Genomic DNA, 14,680 nt, shown 5'->3' on the forward strand with positions numbered 1-14,680 from the left:
ACTTTCGTCTGAGAGGAAATACCTGTCGTGATTCGTGCAATGGCTCAAGAAGGTGCAGCGGGTATCGCCACTGCGGTCGCTGAAAGTGTTCAGTACCAGGGTCGCAAGGCCAGCCGACAGGGCAGTGAGCAGCGTCGACAGGACATTCTCGACGCTGCGATGCGCATTGTCGTGCGCGATGGCGTGCGCGCCGTACGGCACCGTGCGGTGGCCGCCGAGGCGCAGGTGCCGTTGTCGGCAACCACTTACTATTTCAAGGATATCGATGACCTGCTCACCGATACCTTCGCCCAATACGTGGAGCGCAGTGCCGCGTACATGGGCAAGCTGTGGGTGAACAACGAGGGCCTGCTGCGTGACATGATCGCCAGTGGCGATGGCAGCCCGCAGGCGCGCTCGAAACTGGCGGACGATATCGCACGGCTGATGACCGATTACGTTCACCGGCAACTGATCAATCGCCGCGAACACCTGATGGCCGAGCAGGCGTTCCGTCAGGAAGCGTTGCTTAACCCGCGCCTGGCCGAACTGGTGCGTTCGCATCAGCAAATCCTGTTGCAGGGCTCTTGCCAGCTGTTCCAGGTGCTGGGCTCGCGCGAGCCGCATCAGGATGCCAAGGTGTTGACGGCGATTATCGGCCGGATGGAATATCAGGGCCTGCTCAACGTAGACGAGCCTGCCGCCGAAGAGGAAATGCTCGGCATCCTGACGCGCTACATGCACCTGGTGCTGGCATCGGTGTGACGCGATCCCTGTAGGAGCTGCCGCAGGCTGCGATCTTTTGATCTTGTTTTTAAAGATCGCAGCCTGCGGCAGCTCCTACGGGGCGGCGGTGTATTCATAGGGAGTATTGAATGAAAGCCTGGCGTGTCGTTGTGATCGCCTTGTCGTTCCTGCTGCTCAGTGGCTGTCTGGTGTCCTTCAAGGAGCCGCTGCCTGCAAGCGACCCCGCGCCCAAAGGATTACTCGGCAAATGGACCAGCACCAATGCCTGGGGCGAAGCGCTCAACCTCGAACTGACCCGCATCGGCGACAATCGTTATCAGGCCGTCAGCTATTACCGGGCCAGGCCCGGGGCGCGGGAGGCCTATCCTTTCACGGTGTCGCGTCATGGCAGCCGCTGGTACCTGTCGGCGAAGGTGCCGGCGCAGTTCGGCGGGCATTTCACCCTCGGCGGTTTTGAGCTGACCGACAAACATGAGTTGGTGGTCTACAACCTCGACCTCGAACAGATCAACCAGGCCATCAAGCAGAACGCCCTGAGCGGTGAAAGCTTCCAGACCAGCGATGGTGATGGCGTATTGATCGACAGCCACATGAATCAAGTCACCGCCTACCTCGACGACCCGGCCAATTCCGATGTGTTCGTTGAAGCGGTGCGCTATCAGCGCCAGGCCAAAGCCAAATAACCGGCACCCACAGGTTTCTACAGGAGTTTCGCGTGGACGATTACCAACAGTCGATACGCATTTTGTCTGATCGCATCGTACTGGCACAGACGCCGATCCGCGTACTCGATGCGGTCAAATGGGACGACAACATTCGCAAAGGCTTCCTCAAGGCCAAGGGCAAGGAAATGCCGGCGGTGGACCGCGACTACTACCTCAACCGGCCGCTGGCGTTCGACTCCAGCAAAGTGAAGCTGGAGTTCCAGAACATCGAGCGCGACATCACCCGCCAGCTCGGCCAGTTCAACCCTGTCGGCCAGATCATGCGGCGCATGTGCAAGGAGTACCGCATGGTGGTGCGCATGCTCGAAGCGCGCGGCACCGAGGATTTCGGCCTGATTTCCCAGGAATTGTACGGCGCCGCGTCCGACGCGTTCCATGCCGGCGACCCGACTCTGTCCGACCTGGGCATGATGCTGTCCGAATACCTGAACAACATCGACGGTCGTGGCGACCTCAAGGACGAACCGAAGACGCTGACGGCCAAGAATGCGGTCGACCTGTTGCAGCACCGGTTGAACAAGGTGTTTGGCGAAGCCGAGGAAACCATTCGGGTGTTCGAGTCCGATGGCATCGTCGCCGATGCGGCGGCCGGCGCCGACTACATCAAGATCCGCTCCGACGCGATGTTCAACCAGCGCGATGTGCGCGCCCTGGAGGTCCACGAAGGGCTGGTGCACGTTGGCACCACGCTCAACGGCCTGAACCAGCCGATCTGTACCTTCCTGGCCAAAGGCCCGCCCTCGTCGACGGTCACCCAGGAAGGCCTGGCGATCCTGATGGAAATCATCACCTTCGCCTCGTACCCGAGCCGTCTGCGCAAACTGACCAACCGTACGCGTGCGATTCACATGGTGGAAGAGGGCGCGGATTTTCTGCAGGTGTTCGAGTTCTTCCGTGAGCAAGGCTTCGAGATGCCCGAGAGCTACAGCAACGCCAGCCGCGTGTTCCGCGGCTCGGTGCCGACAGGTCTGCCATTCACCAAAGACTTGTCCTACCTCAAGGGCTTCATCATGATTTACAACTACATTCAACTGGCCGTGCGTAAAGGCAAGCTGGAGCAGATTCCACTGTTGTTCTGCGGCAAGACCACCCTGGAAGACATGCGTACCTTGCGTCAGTTGGTGGACGAAGGCCTGGTGGTGCCACCCAAGTACCTGCCGGAACAGTTCCGCGACATGAACGCGTTGTCGGCGTGGATGTGCTTCTCCAACTTCCTCAACCACCTGAGCCTGGACCGGATCGAAGCGGATTACTCCAACATCCTGTGATGCCGTCAGAAGATCGCAGCCTTCGGCAGCTCCTACACTGGTCCCTGTAGGAGCTGCCGCAGGCTGCGATCTTTTACCGAAAGTCCTTCCCATCACTGCGAGGTTTCAACGGATGAGAATCCTCGGCATCCTCTGCCTTCTCCTGACCTTGAGCGGTTGCAGCTCGCTGCTGTTCTACCCGGAGCCCGGCCAGTTGTTCACCCCGGAAAAGGCCGGGCTCGAGTATCGCACCATCACCTTGAACACCGCCGATGGTCTCAAGCTGAATGCCTGGTGGCTGCCGGTGAAGCAGGGGGTTGAGGTCAAGGGCACGGTGCTGCACTTGCACGGCAATGGCGGAAACCTGCCCATGCACCTTGGCGGCAGTTTCTGGTTGCCGAAAAATGGTTACCAGGTGTTGCTTGTGGACTATCGCGGTTACGGCCTGTCCGAAGGCGAACCGAGCCTGCCGGCGATCTACCAGGACATCGATGCGGCGTTCGCCTGGCTGGACAAGGCGCCGGAGGTTCAAGGCAAGCCGCTGATCCTGCTCGGCCAGAGTCTCGGCGGCTCGATGGCCGTGCATTACCTGGTCCAGCACCCGCAACGGCAGAAACAACTCAAGGCTTTTGTCCTTGACGGTGTGCCCGCCAGTTACCGTAGCGTCGGTCGCTATGCGTTGAGTAATTCATGGGTGTTCTGGACGTTCCAGGTGCCGTTGTCGTGGCTGGTGCCGGACGGCGACAGCGCGATCAACTCCATGGCGCAGCTTAAAGACGTGCCGAAACTGATCTACCACAGCATCGACGATCCGATCGTGCCTCTTTCCAACGGCATCCGACTGTATCAAGCTGCGCCGCCGCCGCGGGTGCTGCAACTGACCCGTGGCGGTCACGTGCAGACGTTCGCCGACCCGGTCTGGCGTAACGTCATGCTGCGCTATCTCGATGACCCGCAGCATTTCAACGGCCTGCGCCGCCTGGGTGAAATTCCCAATTATCCGGCACCCCCGAATTCTGAAGATGAACCACCAGAGAGTCCGCAATGAGTGAAGAACGTAACGCCATCCCGCTGATCATCACCGGTATCTGCAGCATCCTCGGCACCGTCGGTGCCCTGTGGTGGTACGGCTACCTGCACTTCGCCAAGCCCGAGGATGCGTTGCTGCTCAACGAATTCACCATGCTCAAGACGATTCCGGGCGAAGACTACAAAGTCTCCCTGGAACCGGCCGCGCAAGTGGCGCAGTGCATCGATGGCGTGCTGGTGCTGTTTGACATGGAACAGAAAGGCCTGACCGGCGTGCTGGTCGACAGCAAGAAAAAAGCCGTGCGTTGCATGGGGCAGGAGACGCCGCAGAAGCTGGAGCAGTAACCCGGTTCCAACTAACAACTCAGATCCAATGTGGGAGCGGGCTTGCTCGCGAAGGCGGTGTATCAGTCAGCATTATTGCTGAAAGTTAAACCGCCTTCGCGAGCAAGCCCACTCCCACATTTGGTTTGTGTTGTGGCTGATTATTGGGTGTATGAACTCACCGCCGAACGTGGAATCACCGGCTGGTTGTCATTGGAAATCGTCACTTCCACCCGGCGGTTCATCGCCCGGCCAGAGGTGCTTGAGTTATCCGCCACCGGATACTCCTTGCCGTACCCCTGGGCAACGATACGCGCCGGGTCGACGCCCATCTTCACCAGGGCCGCTCGCACGGAATCCGCACGACGTTCCGAGAGCGACTGGTTGTGCGATGCCGTACCGGTGCTGTCGGTATAACCCTCGACAATCACTTTGCGGTCGGGGTTTTCCTGGAGGTACTGCGCCAGTTTGTTGATGTTCATCAGGCCGTTGGATTTCAGCTCGGCCTTGTCCGTGGCGAACAGCACATCCCCGAAGGTCACCAGCGTCCCGCGCTCGGTCTGCCTGGCGTTGAGGCTGTCCTTCAGTTGTTTGATCTGCTGATCGCGGCCTGCCAGGCGGGCCTCGGCCCGTTGTGCCGAAGTGTTTTTCAGATTGGCTTCAGCGGTGCGCAGGGCAATGGTCTGCTTGGCCACTTCAACCCGCTGGTTGGTCAGATAGGCAAGCTGGTCAACCTTGGCTGCGTCTTGCTTGTCCCTGTAGGCCTGGTCGGCCTTGTCCAGATAATCGCTGGCTTCCTTGGTTTCCAGGGCTGCGACTTTGCTGGCCTGCGGGTCGGCTTGCAGGCCGCTGTAGTTGGTGCGGGCCTGTTCGAGGTTGGCGTTGGGCGGCGTGGAGCAGGCCGCCAGGGCGATGGTGGCAGCCAGCAGGGTTGGGATCATCAGTTGAATGCGTTTCATGATTTCGTCCTTTTAGTCGAGTGGGAATGCGTGGCGCCGCGCCGCTTACTGAACGGTGCGCTGGCTTTCCTGACGCAATTCCTGAACGCCTTTCTGCGCGTCCTTCACGGATTGTTCGGCCTTCATCGCCTGGGCCTTGCGCTCTGCGACACGAGCGTCCCACTCGGCCTGTTCGGCAAGTGTCCGGGCCTGGTCATATTTTTTGTCGTGCATGGCGATTTCGGCCTGCTTGAGCTTGTCCTGGGCCGACTTCATTTCCACCGCGGCGAACTCGGTGCCGCCGGCGCTCACGGCGTCGTTGACGGCCGATTGGGTCACCGCGTATTGCTCGGTCGGCGGGTTACCGGCGCAACCGGCCAGGACCAGGCTGCTGCCAAGGGCCAGCGCCGCTAGCTGGAGGCCGCGTGAATGAGTGAACGAGGATGTGCCGGTTCGGGTTTTCATGGTCTTCAACTCCATTGGGCTAACTCCTGAAAAGCATTGAATCCATCCTGGGCAGGGCGCTGAAGCCATCAATTGCGGGGTGTTTTGAAACGCTCGTCCCAGGCGTGGTTACTTGGGTTGACCCGAGGCTTTTTTTGAAAGTTCAGAGAAATTAGCCGGCTATCGAAAAAACTTTGACCGGGTCGACAGGGCTCTAAGGCGGGGATTTACATGGTGCGAAGCGCTGTGCCGGGCCTTTTCCTGGCCCGGAGAAGCGCAATTTATGAAGTGAAATACAGTCCAGTGTGGGAGCGGGCTTGCTCGCGAAGGCGTAGTGTCAGGCAACATTGATATCGGCTGACACACCGCTTTCGCGAGCAAGCCCGCTCCCACAGGTTGTGTGGATAATCAGTGTTTCTGTTTGTCGTCCGGCACCGACATGTCGTGCAGATGCCGACGGGACAGCGCCAGAAAACGCGGGGTCGGCCCGATGTCTTCGTACAGCGGGTCGCCTTCTTCGTCAGTGGCGACCACGGTCGAGCCTTTCACGTACGGGAAGCTTCTTTCCAGCTCTTCGAGCGCGGCGCCGATCAGATCGCCGAGCAGTTCTTCGGGATGCCGCTTGGGGTACATCTCGACGAGCGCGGCCAGCCGTGCGGCAGACTCCACATCCAGATGAATCGAGTAGCCGGTGTCGGTCAGGCGACCCTTGGCGTTTTCTTCCCAGTGGTGGGCAAGCTCGCGAATTTTCATATTGACCTCATGGCGCGACCGCTCGTGGCGGGCAGGGTGAGTGTCCGGCATTGGCCGGCGACAGCCGTTGTACGGCTTATCTTCAGACTAGCCTCAACGGGCAGGGTTTGAAGGCCCTTCGTCGTCTTGCTTGTAAGAACCTGTCTGGGGCGGCACTCTCTAGGTTCCAAGCCGCCCGGATTTTTTGCTGGAGACCTGCTGATGACCGATATTGATGCACGCTTGCGCGAGGATGTTCACCTGTTGGGTGAGCTGTTGGGCAACACCATTCGTGAGCAATATGGCGACGGTTTTCTCGACAAGATCGAGCAGATCCGCAAGGGCGCCAAGGCGGATCGGCGCGGCTCCATGGACGCCGAGCTCAGCGCCAGCCTCAACCAGTTGAGCGAAGACGAACTGTTGCCGGTAGCGCGGGCGTTCAACCAGTTTCTCAACCTGGCCAATATCGCCGAGCAATACCAGTTGATTCACCGTCGGGAGGGGTCTCAGCCGGCGCCGTTCGAAGCCAGGGTGTTGCCCGAATTGCTCGCTCGCCTGCGCGCCGAGGGTCATGGTGCCGACGCACTGGCCCGGCAATTGGGGCGACTGGAGATTGAACTGGTGCTGACCGCGCACCCGACCGAAGTCGCGCGCCGCACGCTGATCCAGAAGTACGACGCCATCGCCGCGCAACTGGCGGCGCAGGATCACCGTGATTTGACCAGTGCCGAGCGCGAGCAGATCAAGACCACCTTGCAGCGCCTGATCGCCGAAGCCTGGCACACCGAGGAAATCCGTCGCACGCGTCCGACACCGGTGGACGAAGCCAAGTGGGGTTTCGCGGTGATCGAGCATTCGCTGTGGCAGGCCATTCCCAATTATCTGCGCAAGGCCGACCAGGCCCTGCACGCCGCTACCGGCCTGCGCTTGCCATTGGAGGCGGCGCCGATTCGCTTTGCCTCGTGGATGGGCGGCGACCGTGACGGCAATCCCAATGTGACGGCGGCGGTGACCCGAGAGGTTTTACTCTTGGCGCGCTGGATGGCGGCTGATCTGTACCTGCGCGATGTCGATCACCTGGCGGCTGAGCTGTCGATGCAGCAGGCCAGCGATGAATTGAAGGCCAAGGCGGGTGACAGCGCCGAACCTTACCGGGCTGTGCTCAAACAGCTGCGTGAACGTCTGCGCGCGACGCGCAACTGGGCGCACACCTCGTTGGCGACGCCCACGCCGGCACCGGCCGATGTGCTGCAAAACAACCGCGAACTGCTCGACCCGCTGGAGCTGTGCTACCACTCGTTGCACGAGTGCGGCATGGGCGTGATTGCCGACGGACCGTTGCTCGACTGCCTGCGCCGGGCGGTGACCTTTGGCCTGTTCCTGGTTCGACTGGATGTGCGCCAGGATTCGTCGCGACACACCGCTGCCATGACCGAAATCACCGACTACCTCGGCCTGGGGCGCTACGAGGACTGGAGCGAGGAAGAACGCATCGCCTTCCTGATGCGTGAACTGAACAACCGCCGGCCGTTGCTGCCAGCGTACTTCAAGCCCTCCGCCGACACCGCCGAGGTGCTGGCGACCTGTCGGGAAATCGCCGCTGCACCGGGGGCGTCCCTCGGTTCCTATGTGATCTCGATGGCCGGTGCCGCTTCCGATGTGCTGGCGGTGCAATTGTTGCTCAAGGAATCCGGCGTGCTGCGGCCGATGCGCGTGGTGCCGCTGTTCGAAACCCTGGCCGACCTCGACAACGCCGGCCCGGTGATCGAGAAGCTGCTGCTGTTGCCGGGCTATCGTTCGCGCCTGCAAGGGCCGCAGGAAGTGATGATCGGCTATTCCGACTCGGCCAAGGACGCCGGCACCACCGCGGCGGCCTGGGCGCAGTACCGGGCGCAGGAGCGACTGGTGGATATCTGCCGCGAACAGCAAGTGGAACTGCTGCTGTTCCACGGCCGCGGCGGCACCGTGGGGCGTGGCGGCGGCCCGGCCCATGCGGCGATCCTGTCGCAGCCGCCGGGTTCGGTGGCAGGGCGCTTCCGCACCACTGAACAGGGTGAAATGATTCGATTCAAATTCGGCCTGCCCGACATCGCCGAGCAAAACCTCAACCTGTACCTGGCCGCCGTGCTTGAGGCGACCTTGCTGCCTCCGCCGCCACCAACGCCTGAGTGGCGCCATTTGATGGACGAACTGGCCGCAGACGGTGTCAGCGCCTACCGTGCCGTGGTGCGGGAAAATCCGCAGTTCGTGGAGTATTTCCGCCAGTCCACACCGGAGCAGGAACTCGGTCGATTGCCCCTGGGCAGTCGTCCGGCCAAGCGCCGGGCCGGGGGGATCGAAAGCCTGCGGGCGATTCCGTGGATCTTCGGCTGGACCCAGACGCGCCTGATGTTGCCGGCCTGGCTGGGTTGGGAATCTGCCCTGAGCAAGGCACTGGAGCGTGGTGAAGGTGAACTGCTGGGGCAGATGCGTGAGCAATGGCCGTTCTTCCGCACCCGCATCGATATGCTGGAGATGGTCCTGGCCAAGGCGGATGCCGACATTGCCCGGTCCTATGACGAGCGTCTGGTGGAGCCGAATCTGTTGCCATTGGGTGCGCATTTACGCGACTTATTGTCGCAGGCGTGCACCATCGTCCTCGGCCTGACCGGGCAGTCGCAGCTACTGGCACATAGCCCGGCGACCCTTGAGTTCATCCGCTTGCGCAACACTTACCTCGACCCGCTTCATCTATTGCAGGCCGAGTTACTGGCACGTTCACGATTGCAGGACGTGGCGCAGGGCAGCCCGGTAGAACAGGCCCTGCTGGTGTCTGTCGCGGGGATTGCCGCCGGTTTGCGTAACACCGGCTAAGGTTTTCGCCATGGGGCCAGGCATCCGGCAGGTGAGGCGGATGCCGCCGCAGGACGGGTTGAAATGTACTGTCAGGCGACAGTTAATGTTGGGGTTGCGACTTGGGGAACCGTGCGCAATGGTCGCAGGAGGCAGCGGTTTCTCCGACTTTTGGCGTCTTGTGTGGGCGCAGCCTGCTGTGTATCTTGATCAGCCTTTGGCCGTTTGGGCGGCCACGACCCTTTTTTTGAGATTGGCCCCACGAGGCGAATCTGACGTTATCCATATAAAAAATTGAGGAGCACATCGATGCGCGTCATTCTGCTGGGAGCTCCCGGGGCCGGTAAAGGTACTCAGGCTAAGTTCATCACCGAAAAATTCGGTATTCCGCAAATCTCCACCGGCGACATGCTGCGTGCAGCGGTCAAGGCCGGCACCGAGCTGGGCATCAAGGCCAAGAGCATCATGGATGCCGGTGGCTTGGTGTCCGATGACCTGATCATCGCACTGGTCAAGGACCGCATCGCCCAGTCCGACTGCGCCAACGGTTTCCTGTTCGACGGCTTCCCGCGCACCATTCCCCAGGCCGAAGCCCTGGTGACTGCCGGCGTCGAGCTGGACGCAGTGGTTGAAATCGCCGTCGAGGACGAAGAAATCGTCCAGCGTATCGCCGGTCGTCGTGTTCACGAGGCCAGCGGCCGCGTGTACCACATCGTCTACAACCCGCCGAAAATCGCCGGCAAGGACGACATCACCGGTGAAGAGCTGGTACAGCGCAAGGACGACACCGAAGAAACCGTGCGTCATCGCCTGTCGGTCTACCACTCCCAGACCAAGCCGCTGGTGGAGTTCTACCAGACGCTGTCGGCTGCCAATGGCAAGCCGAAGTACAGCCATATCGAAGGCGTCGGTTCGGTTGAAGCGATCACCGCCAAGGTGCTTGCAGCCCTGAGCTGAAAAGTCTGATCCGCTGCATCATCCACGGCCCGCTTGCGGGCCGTAGTTGTTTATACTGACGCACTTTTTTCTGATCTCTCTTGTGGATACATCGATGAGCACCTTGCTGGCCCTGGACACCGCGACTGAAGCTTGCTCCGTTGCCTTGCTGCATGACGGCAAGGTCACGAGCCATTACGAGGTGATCCCGCGCCTGCACGCGCAGAAGCTGTTGCCGATGATCAAGCAATTGCTGGCCGATGCTGGCACCACACTGCAAGCGGTCGATGCCATCGCGTTCGGCCGTGGCCCGGGAGCCTTCACCGGTGTGCGCATCGCCATCGGCGTGGTGCAAGGCCTGGCGTTTGCCCTGGATCGCCCGGTGCTGCCGGTATCGAACCTGGCCGTGCTGGCGCAACGTGCATTGCGCGAACATGGCGCCACTCAGGTCGCTGCGGCCATCGATGCGCGCATGGATGAAGTGTATTGGGGTTGCTACCGCGAAACGGCCGGGGAGATGCGTCTTGTTGGCGCTGAAGCGGTACTGCCGCCGGAGTCCGCGGCATTGCCGGCTGATGCCGGCGGCGAGTGGTTCGGTGCCGGCACCGGTTGGGGGTATGGCGAACGTATCGCGGTCAGCCTGATTGGGCAGGACGCAGGCATGCTGCCTCATGCCGAAGACCTGCTGACCCTGGCGCGATTTGCCTGGGCGCGTGGCGAGGCGATCGTGGCTGACGAGGCGCAGCCGGTTTATCTGCGGGACAAGGTGGCGACGCCCAAGGCGCGTTGATTCACCCGATATTGTGGCAGGGGAGCTTTTGTGGCGAGGGGGCTTGCCCCCGTTGGGCTGCGAAGCAGCCCCTAAACCCGTCACCCGAGTTTTATCTGACATGCCACATTGAATGGATTTACGACTGCTACGCAGCCGAACGGGGGCAAGCCCCCTCGCCACGGTAAGCATTGCGGACGCAGCCAATCGTCATTTTCTAACCCCAGCTTTTAAACCTTTTGCCTTTTATGTGTTCTAGTTATCACTCGGCGGTTTGCGAAGTGGGTTTTGCGCCACTAAACTGCCATCACTGATTCCGAGTATGCACGTATGCGTATCGACGGCGTTTCCTCTCAGTCCTATCCCATCAAGCGCAAGCCACGCAAAGGCCGTGTGGTGGAAGACGACGCCATTGATATCGAAGGCGAGCTGGAATTCCCGACTGAAGAGCAGTTGGCTGCCCGTGCCGCCAAAGCCTCTGCGCAAAAACTGAGCAATCTTCCCGCCCGTCAGCAAGACATGATTTACCACCGTGCCATGAGCAAGAGCGTGGCGACGGCGCTGGCCAGCTACCTGAGTACCGCCGGTTTCGTCGATTGGGATGCGGATGTGCTGGGTCTCGACCTGTACATCTGATGTTGCTGCCGTATTACCTCGGTTGCCCGTCCTGGAGCGAGAGCGCCTGGCGCTATTACCTGTATCCGCCACACGCCCGACCCGCCGAGTTTCTTGATCTCTATTGCCAGGTTTTCAATGCCGTAGAAGGCAACACGACCTTCTACGCCAGTCCTGCTGCCAGCACCGTGCAGCGTTGGGCCGAAACCATGCCGCAGCACTTTCGCTTTACCGCCAAGTTCCCCGGCGAGATCAGCCACGGTGGCGATCTGCGGGAACAGCTGACAGCCGCCGAAACCTTCCTGCAATTGCTCAGTCCGCTGGGTGATCGGGTGTCGCCATTGTGGTTGCAGCTGTCGAAAAGCTTCACGCCCCAACGCTTGCCCGAGCTGGCCGGATTTATCGATGCCCTGCAGCGCCCGCTGGCCGTTGAAGTGCGCCATGGCGATTTCTTCGCCAAGGGTGACAGCGAGCGGATGCTCAATCGTCTGCTGCTGGATCGCGGTGTTGAACGCATCTGTCTCGATCCCCGAGCGTTGTTCAGTTGCACATCGACCGAGCCGTCAGTGCTTCACGCCCAATCGAAGAAGCCTCGGGTGCCTCCGCGTCCGGCGGCGTTCACGCAGTGTCCGCAGGTGCGTTTTATCGGCCATCCGGTGCTTGAGGCCAACGATCCGTTCCTGGAACCCTGGGTCGAGAAAATCGCGCTGTGGATCGAAGAAGGGCGCACGCCGTATATCTTCCTGCACACCGCCGACAACCTGCTGGCCGCGAAACTGGCGCAGCGTTTTCACGCCAGGCTGATGCGGCGTCTGCCTGGCTTGCCGGCGCTGCCTGAGCTATACAGAGAACCCGCCGCCGAGCAACTTGGCCTGCTCTGAGGCGGATTCTTTCCCCCTCTTCAGGAGCCTGCCAAATGGATGCGCAAACCCTTCGAGCCCAGGCGTTCAAAGCCCTTCACGAACGCTCCGGCGCTTTTGTGATTCCCAATCCGTGGGATGCGGGTTCAGCGAAGATGCTCGCCAGCCTCGGCTTCGAGGCGCTGGCGACCACCAGTGCCGGTTATGCCTTTTCCCAGGGCCGTGCCGATGGCGGCTTGAGCCTCGACGATACCCTGATGAACGTTCAGGCGATTGTCGCCGCCACTGAACTGCCGGTTGCCGTGGACCTGGAAAACGGCTTTTCCGACAACCCGGCCGACTGCGCGAAAAGCATCTTGCGCGCGGCAGAGGCCGGAGCCGTCGGGGGTTCGATTGAAGACGCCACCGGCCGCGAAGAAGGCCCGATCTACTGTTTCGACCAGGCCGTGGCGCGCATCGAGGCCTCTGTGGCTGCCGCTCGCAGTTTGCCATTCCCCTTCACATTGACCGCCCGGGCCGAAAACTTCCTGCATGGCAATCCTGATCTGGCCGACACCATCCGCCGCTTGCAGGCATTCGCCGAGGCCGGTGCCGATGTGCTTTACGCACCTGGTCTGCGCAGCGCCGAGGATGTGCTGGCGGTGGTGCGCGCGGTGGCGCCCAAGCCGGTGAATGTGTTGATGTCGGGCGGCTTGAAGCTGACGGTCGCGCAGTTGGCTGAAATGGGCGTCAAACGCATCAGCGTCGGTTCGGCGCTGGCGTTGGCGGCCTATGGTGAATTCTTCCGTGCTGCCGAAGAAATCCAGACATCAGGCACGTTCGGCTTCACTTCGCGGTCGATGCCGTACCAGAAGGCCAATCAGTTTTTCAAAGGCTGAGGGTCAGGCGGCGATGCGCAGGTTTTGCAGGACGATCGGGCGCGTCCAACCATTGTCGAAATCCAGTTGTTTCTGCTGTTCGATCCGTTCTTCCGGGGAGAACGGCGGGAACGGCTTGTCGAGCAGATCGAGTTCGAATTCGGCAATCGGCAGGTGCAGGGGGCGCGGTTGCGGGGCAGGGCCGGCTTCCGACAGTGGCTGACCGGCGTTGAGCACGAGCGGGCGAACCCAGCCGCTGTCGAAGTCCTGTTGTTTTTGCTGGGCGACGATTTCATCCGCCGGGAACGGTGGGAATGGCTTGTCGGCCAGGTCCATTTCGAATTCGGCAATGGGCAGGAACAGAGGCTCTGGCGGGCGGACCTCGGTCTCTTTGATGTCACACTCACGCTGGGAAACGATGTGTTCCAGCAGATCGCTGCCAACGGTCGGCTCGACCGGGCTTTCGAGATCGACCGGTGGGAAATTCAGCGATTCAGGCAGCACATCACCCGACTGATCGGCCAGCGCACGGGCAAAGAAATCCTGCCAGATGTGACTGACACCACTCAGTGCCTGGGTATTTCGCAGGTTGTAATTGCCGTAGGGCGATATAAAACCTGTGATTGTGGGTTGAATGTCTGACATTTCTCTCGGTCGACGCTCAGCTCTGGCAAAATGCTCGATAGTTTTGTTATCGGCAGTTTTTGCCGATCATTAATTTTTTGAGCGTGTTTTCCGATGATTGATCAACCCGCGGCCTGCCGCATCCATGTCCAGGCGCTGGACGCGGCTTTCGAGTCACAAGCCGAGCAATGGGCCGAGCGCCTGGGCTTGCCGATGCAAGTGGCGGACGGCGAATTTGCCTTGCAGGTGGGTGACCAGGGTTTGCAGTTGCAACAGCTGGGGCCGGACGCGCCGGGGCCGGTGCGGGTGGATTTCGTCGAGGGTGGTGCGGCCCATCGCCGGTTGTACGGCGGAGGCAGCGGGCAGATGATCGCCAAGGCTGTAGGTGTTGCCCAGGGCGTGCGCCCGCGGGTACTGGATGCCACGGCAGGGCTGGGCAAGGACGCGTTCGTGCTGGCCAGCCTCGGTTGCGAGATGAGCCTGATCGAGCGTCAGCCGCTGATCGGCGCCTTGCTGGAGGATGGCCTGGCCCGTGGCGCGGAGGATTTCGATGTGGCGCCGATCGTGGCGCGCATGCGGCTGCTCAAGGGCAACTCGATCGAGGTGATGCGCAACTGGGAGGGCGAACCGCCGCAGGTGATCTATCTGGACCCGATGTTCCCGCACCGAGAGAAAACCGCGCTGGTGAAGAAGGAAATGCGCCTGTTCCGGCCGCTGGTGGGCGATGACCCGGATGCGCCGGCCTTGCTCGAAGCGGCGTTGGCCCTGGCCAGCCACCGGGTGGTGGTCAAGCGCCCGCGCAAGGCGCCGTGCATCGACGGGCCGAAGCCGAGCCATGCGCTGGATGGCAAGTCGAGCCGGTACGATATTTATCCGAAGAAGGCTTTGAAGCCTTAAAAGATCGCAGCCTTCGGTGTAGTGGTTCATTTTTTTTGAACCGCTCTGTAGGAGCATTAAGCCGCCTGTTGCTCATACAGCGCAGGCGGCAAGTTGTTCGAGGCAGAGTGGCAACGACGATGGTT

General features: G+C 61.0%; 16 protein-coding genes. 12 read left to right on the forward strand and 4 right to left on the reverse strand.

Annotation, left to right across the window (positions count from 1 at the left end; all coding sequences use genetic code 11):
• Positions 1-27 precede the first annotated feature (27 nt).
• From KW846_RS25740 to KW846_RS25760, 5 genes are all read left to right on the forward strand, one after another.
• The gene (locus tag KW846_RS25740; protein WP_041474790.1) at positions 28-744 is read left to right on the forward strand and encodes a TetR/AcrR family transcriptional regulator; all 717 of its coding nucleotides are present in this window, start codon (positions 28-30) and stop codon (positions 742-744) included.
• A gap of 110 nt (positions 745-854) precedes the next feature.
• Complete coding sequence (locus KW846_RS25745; protein WP_218476451.1) at positions 855-1,409, forward strand: hypothetical protein; 555 nt, start codon at positions 855-857, stop codon at positions 1,407-1,409.
• Positions 1,410-1,441: 32 nt separating this feature from the next.
• Positions 1,442-2,719, forward strand: a complete 1,278-nt coding sequence (locus KW846_RS25750; protein WP_218485973.1) for a flavohemoglobin expression-modulating QEGLA motif protein — start codon at positions 1,442-1,444, stop codon at positions 2,717-2,719.
• Between the two features lie 112 nt (positions 2,720-2,831).
• Entirely contained in the window at positions 2,832-3,746 is a 915-nt protein-coding gene (locus KW846_RS25755; protein ID WP_218485974.1) for an alpha/beta hydrolase, read from the forward strand.
• Positions 3,743-4,072: a hypothetical protein gene (locus KW846_RS25760; protein WP_008051386.1), complete on the forward strand. Its 330-nt coding sequence runs from the start codon at positions 3,743-3,745 to the stop codon at positions 4,070-4,072. Before KW846_RS25755 ends, KW846_RS25760 begins: the two co-directional genes overlap by 4 nt.
• Positions 4,073-4,212: 140 nt before the next feature.
• On the opposite strand, the gene KW846_RS25765 is transcribed toward KW846_RS25760, so the two are convergent.
• The 3 genes from KW846_RS25765 to KW846_RS25775 all read right to left on the reverse strand — a co-directional run bounded on the left by KW846_RS25765 (position 4,213) and on the right by KW846_RS25775 (position 6,186).
• Entirely contained in the window at positions 4,213-5,010 is a 798-nt protein-coding gene (locus KW846_RS25765; RefSeq protein ID WP_218485975.1) for an OmpA family protein, read from the reverse strand.
• Positions 5,011-5,055: 45 nt separating this feature from the next.
• The gene (locus tag KW846_RS25770) at positions 5,056-5,469 is read right to left on the reverse strand and encodes a DUF4398 domain-containing protein (RefSeq protein WP_218485976.1); all 414 of its coding nucleotides are present in this window, start codon (positions 5,467-5,469) and stop codon (positions 5,056-5,058) included.
• Between the two features lie 372 nt (positions 5,470-5,841).
• Complete coding sequence (locus tag KW846_RS25775; protein ID WP_015093732.1) at positions 5,842-6,186, reverse strand: hypothetical protein; 345 nt, start codon at positions 6,184-6,186, stop codon at positions 5,842-5,844.
• Positions 6,187-6,387: 201 nt separating this feature from the next.
• Between KW846_RS25775 and ppc the strand changes: the two genes are divergently transcribed.
• The 6 genes from ppc (at position 6,388) to KW846_RS25805 (ending at position 13,055) form a co-directional block, all read left to right on the forward strand.
• Entirely contained in the window at positions 6,388-9,018 is a 2,631-nt protein-coding gene (ppc, locus tag KW846_RS25780) for a phosphoenolpyruvate carboxylase (protein WP_218485977.1), read from the forward strand.
• Between the two features lie 288 nt (positions 9,019-9,306).
• On the forward strand, positions 9,307-9,954 hold the full coding sequence (adk, locus tag KW846_RS25785; RefSeq protein ID WP_218476484.1) for an adenylate kinase: 648 nt from the start codon (positions 9,307-9,309) through the stop codon (positions 9,952-9,954).
• Between the two features lie 94 nt (positions 9,955-10,048).
• Positions 10,049-10,723, forward strand: a complete 675-nt coding sequence (gene tsaB / locus KW846_RS25790; RefSeq protein WP_218485978.1) for a tRNA (adenosine(37)-N6)-threonylcarbamoyltransferase complex dimerization subunit type 1 TsaB — start codon at positions 10,049-10,051, stop codon at positions 10,721-10,723.
• Between the two features lie 309 nt (positions 10,724-11,032).
• Positions 11,033-11,338 (forward strand): hypothetical protein, encoded by a 306-nt coding sequence (locus tag KW846_RS25795; protein ID WP_102699404.1) that lies wholly within the window; start codon positions 11,033-11,035, stop codon positions 11,336-11,338.
• Positions 11,338-12,198: a DUF72 domain-containing protein gene (locus KW846_RS25800; protein ID WP_218485979.1), complete on the forward strand. Its 861-nt coding sequence runs from the start codon at positions 11,338-11,340 to the stop codon at positions 12,196-12,198. Before KW846_RS25795 ends, KW846_RS25800 begins: the two co-directional genes overlap by 1 nt.
• A 35-nt stretch (positions 12,199-12,233) precedes the next feature.
• Positions 12,234-13,055: an oxaloacetate decarboxylase gene (locus KW846_RS25805; RefSeq protein WP_218485980.1), complete on the forward strand. Its 822-nt coding sequence runs from the start codon at positions 12,234-12,236 to the stop codon at positions 13,053-13,055.
• Between the two features lie 3 nt (positions 13,056-13,058).
• On the opposite strand, the gene KW846_RS25810 is transcribed toward KW846_RS25805, so the two are convergent.
• Positions 13,059-13,679 carry an energy transducer TonB gene (locus KW846_RS25810; protein ID WP_218485981.1) on the reverse strand — a complete coding sequence of 207 codons (621 nt, stop codon included), beginning with the start codon at positions 13,677-13,679 and terminating at the stop codon, positions 13,059-13,061.
• 93 nt (positions 13,680-13,772) lie between these two features.
• Between KW846_RS25810 and KW846_RS25815 the strand changes: the two genes are divergently transcribed.
• Positions 13,773-14,555, forward strand: a complete 783-nt coding sequence (locus KW846_RS25815) for a class I SAM-dependent methyltransferase (RefSeq protein ID WP_007975001.1) — start codon at positions 13,773-13,775, stop codon at positions 14,553-14,555.
• Positions 14,556-14,680 lie beyond the last annotated feature (125 nt).

This window comes from Pseudomonas sp. PDM32, from assembly GCF_019219225.1.
Lineage (GTDB): Bacteria > Pseudomonadota > Gammaproteobacteria > Pseudomonadales > Pseudomonadaceae > Aquipseudomonas > Aquipseudomonas laurylsulfatiphila.

Coding starts and splice junctions, on each gene's coding strand:
- KW846_RS25745 (WP_218476451.1), top strand. CDS start 855: ATGAAAGCCTGGCGTGTCGTTGTGATCGCCTTGTCGTTCCTGCTGCTC.
- KW846_RS25755 (WP_218485974.1), top strand. CDS start 2,832: ATGAGAATCCTCGGCATCCTCTGCCTTCTCCTGACCTTGAGCGGTTGC.
- KW846_RS25760 (WP_008051386.1), top strand. CDS start 3,743: ATGAGTGAAGAACGTAACGCCATCCCGCTGATCATCACCGGTATCTGC.
- KW846_RS25765 (WP_218485975.1), bottom strand. CDS start 5,010: ATGAAACGCATTCAACTGATGATCCCAACCCTGCTGGCTGCCACCATC.
- KW846_RS25770 (WP_218485976.1), bottom strand. CDS start 5,469: ATGGAGTTGAAGACCATGAAAACCCGAACCGGCACATCCTCGTTCACT.
- KW846_RS25775 (WP_015093732.1), bottom strand. CDS start 6,186: ATGAAAATTCGCGAGCTTGCCCACCACTGGGAAGAAAACGCCAAGGGT.
- ppc (WP_218485977.1), top strand. CDS start 6,388: ATGACCGATATTGATGCACGCTTGCGCGAGGATGTTCACCTGTTGGGT.
- adk (WP_218476484.1), top strand. CDS start 9,307: ATGCGCGTCATTCTGCTGGGAGCTCCCGGGGCCGGTAAAGGTACTCAG.
- tsaB (WP_218485978.1), top strand. CDS start 10,049: ATGAGCACCTTGCTGGCCCTGGACACCGCGACTGAAGCTTGCTCCGTT.
- KW846_RS25795 (WP_102699404.1), top strand. CDS start 11,033: ATGCGTATCGACGGCGTTTCCTCTCAGTCCTATCCCATCAAGCGCAAG.
- KW846_RS25800 (WP_218485979.1), top strand. CDS start 11,338: ATGTTGCTGCCGTATTACCTCGGTTGCCCGTCCTGGAGCGAGAGCGCC.
- KW846_RS25805 (WP_218485980.1), top strand. CDS start 12,234: ATGGATGCGCAAACCCTTCGAGCCCAGGCGTTCAAAGCCCTTCACGAA.
- KW846_RS25810 (WP_218485981.1), bottom strand. CDS start 13,679: ATGTCAGACATTCAACCCACAATCACAGGTTTTATATCGCCCTACGGC.
- KW846_RS25815 (WP_007975001.1), top strand. CDS start 13,773: ATGATTGATCAACCCGCGGCCTGCCGCATCCATGTCCAGGCGCTGGAC.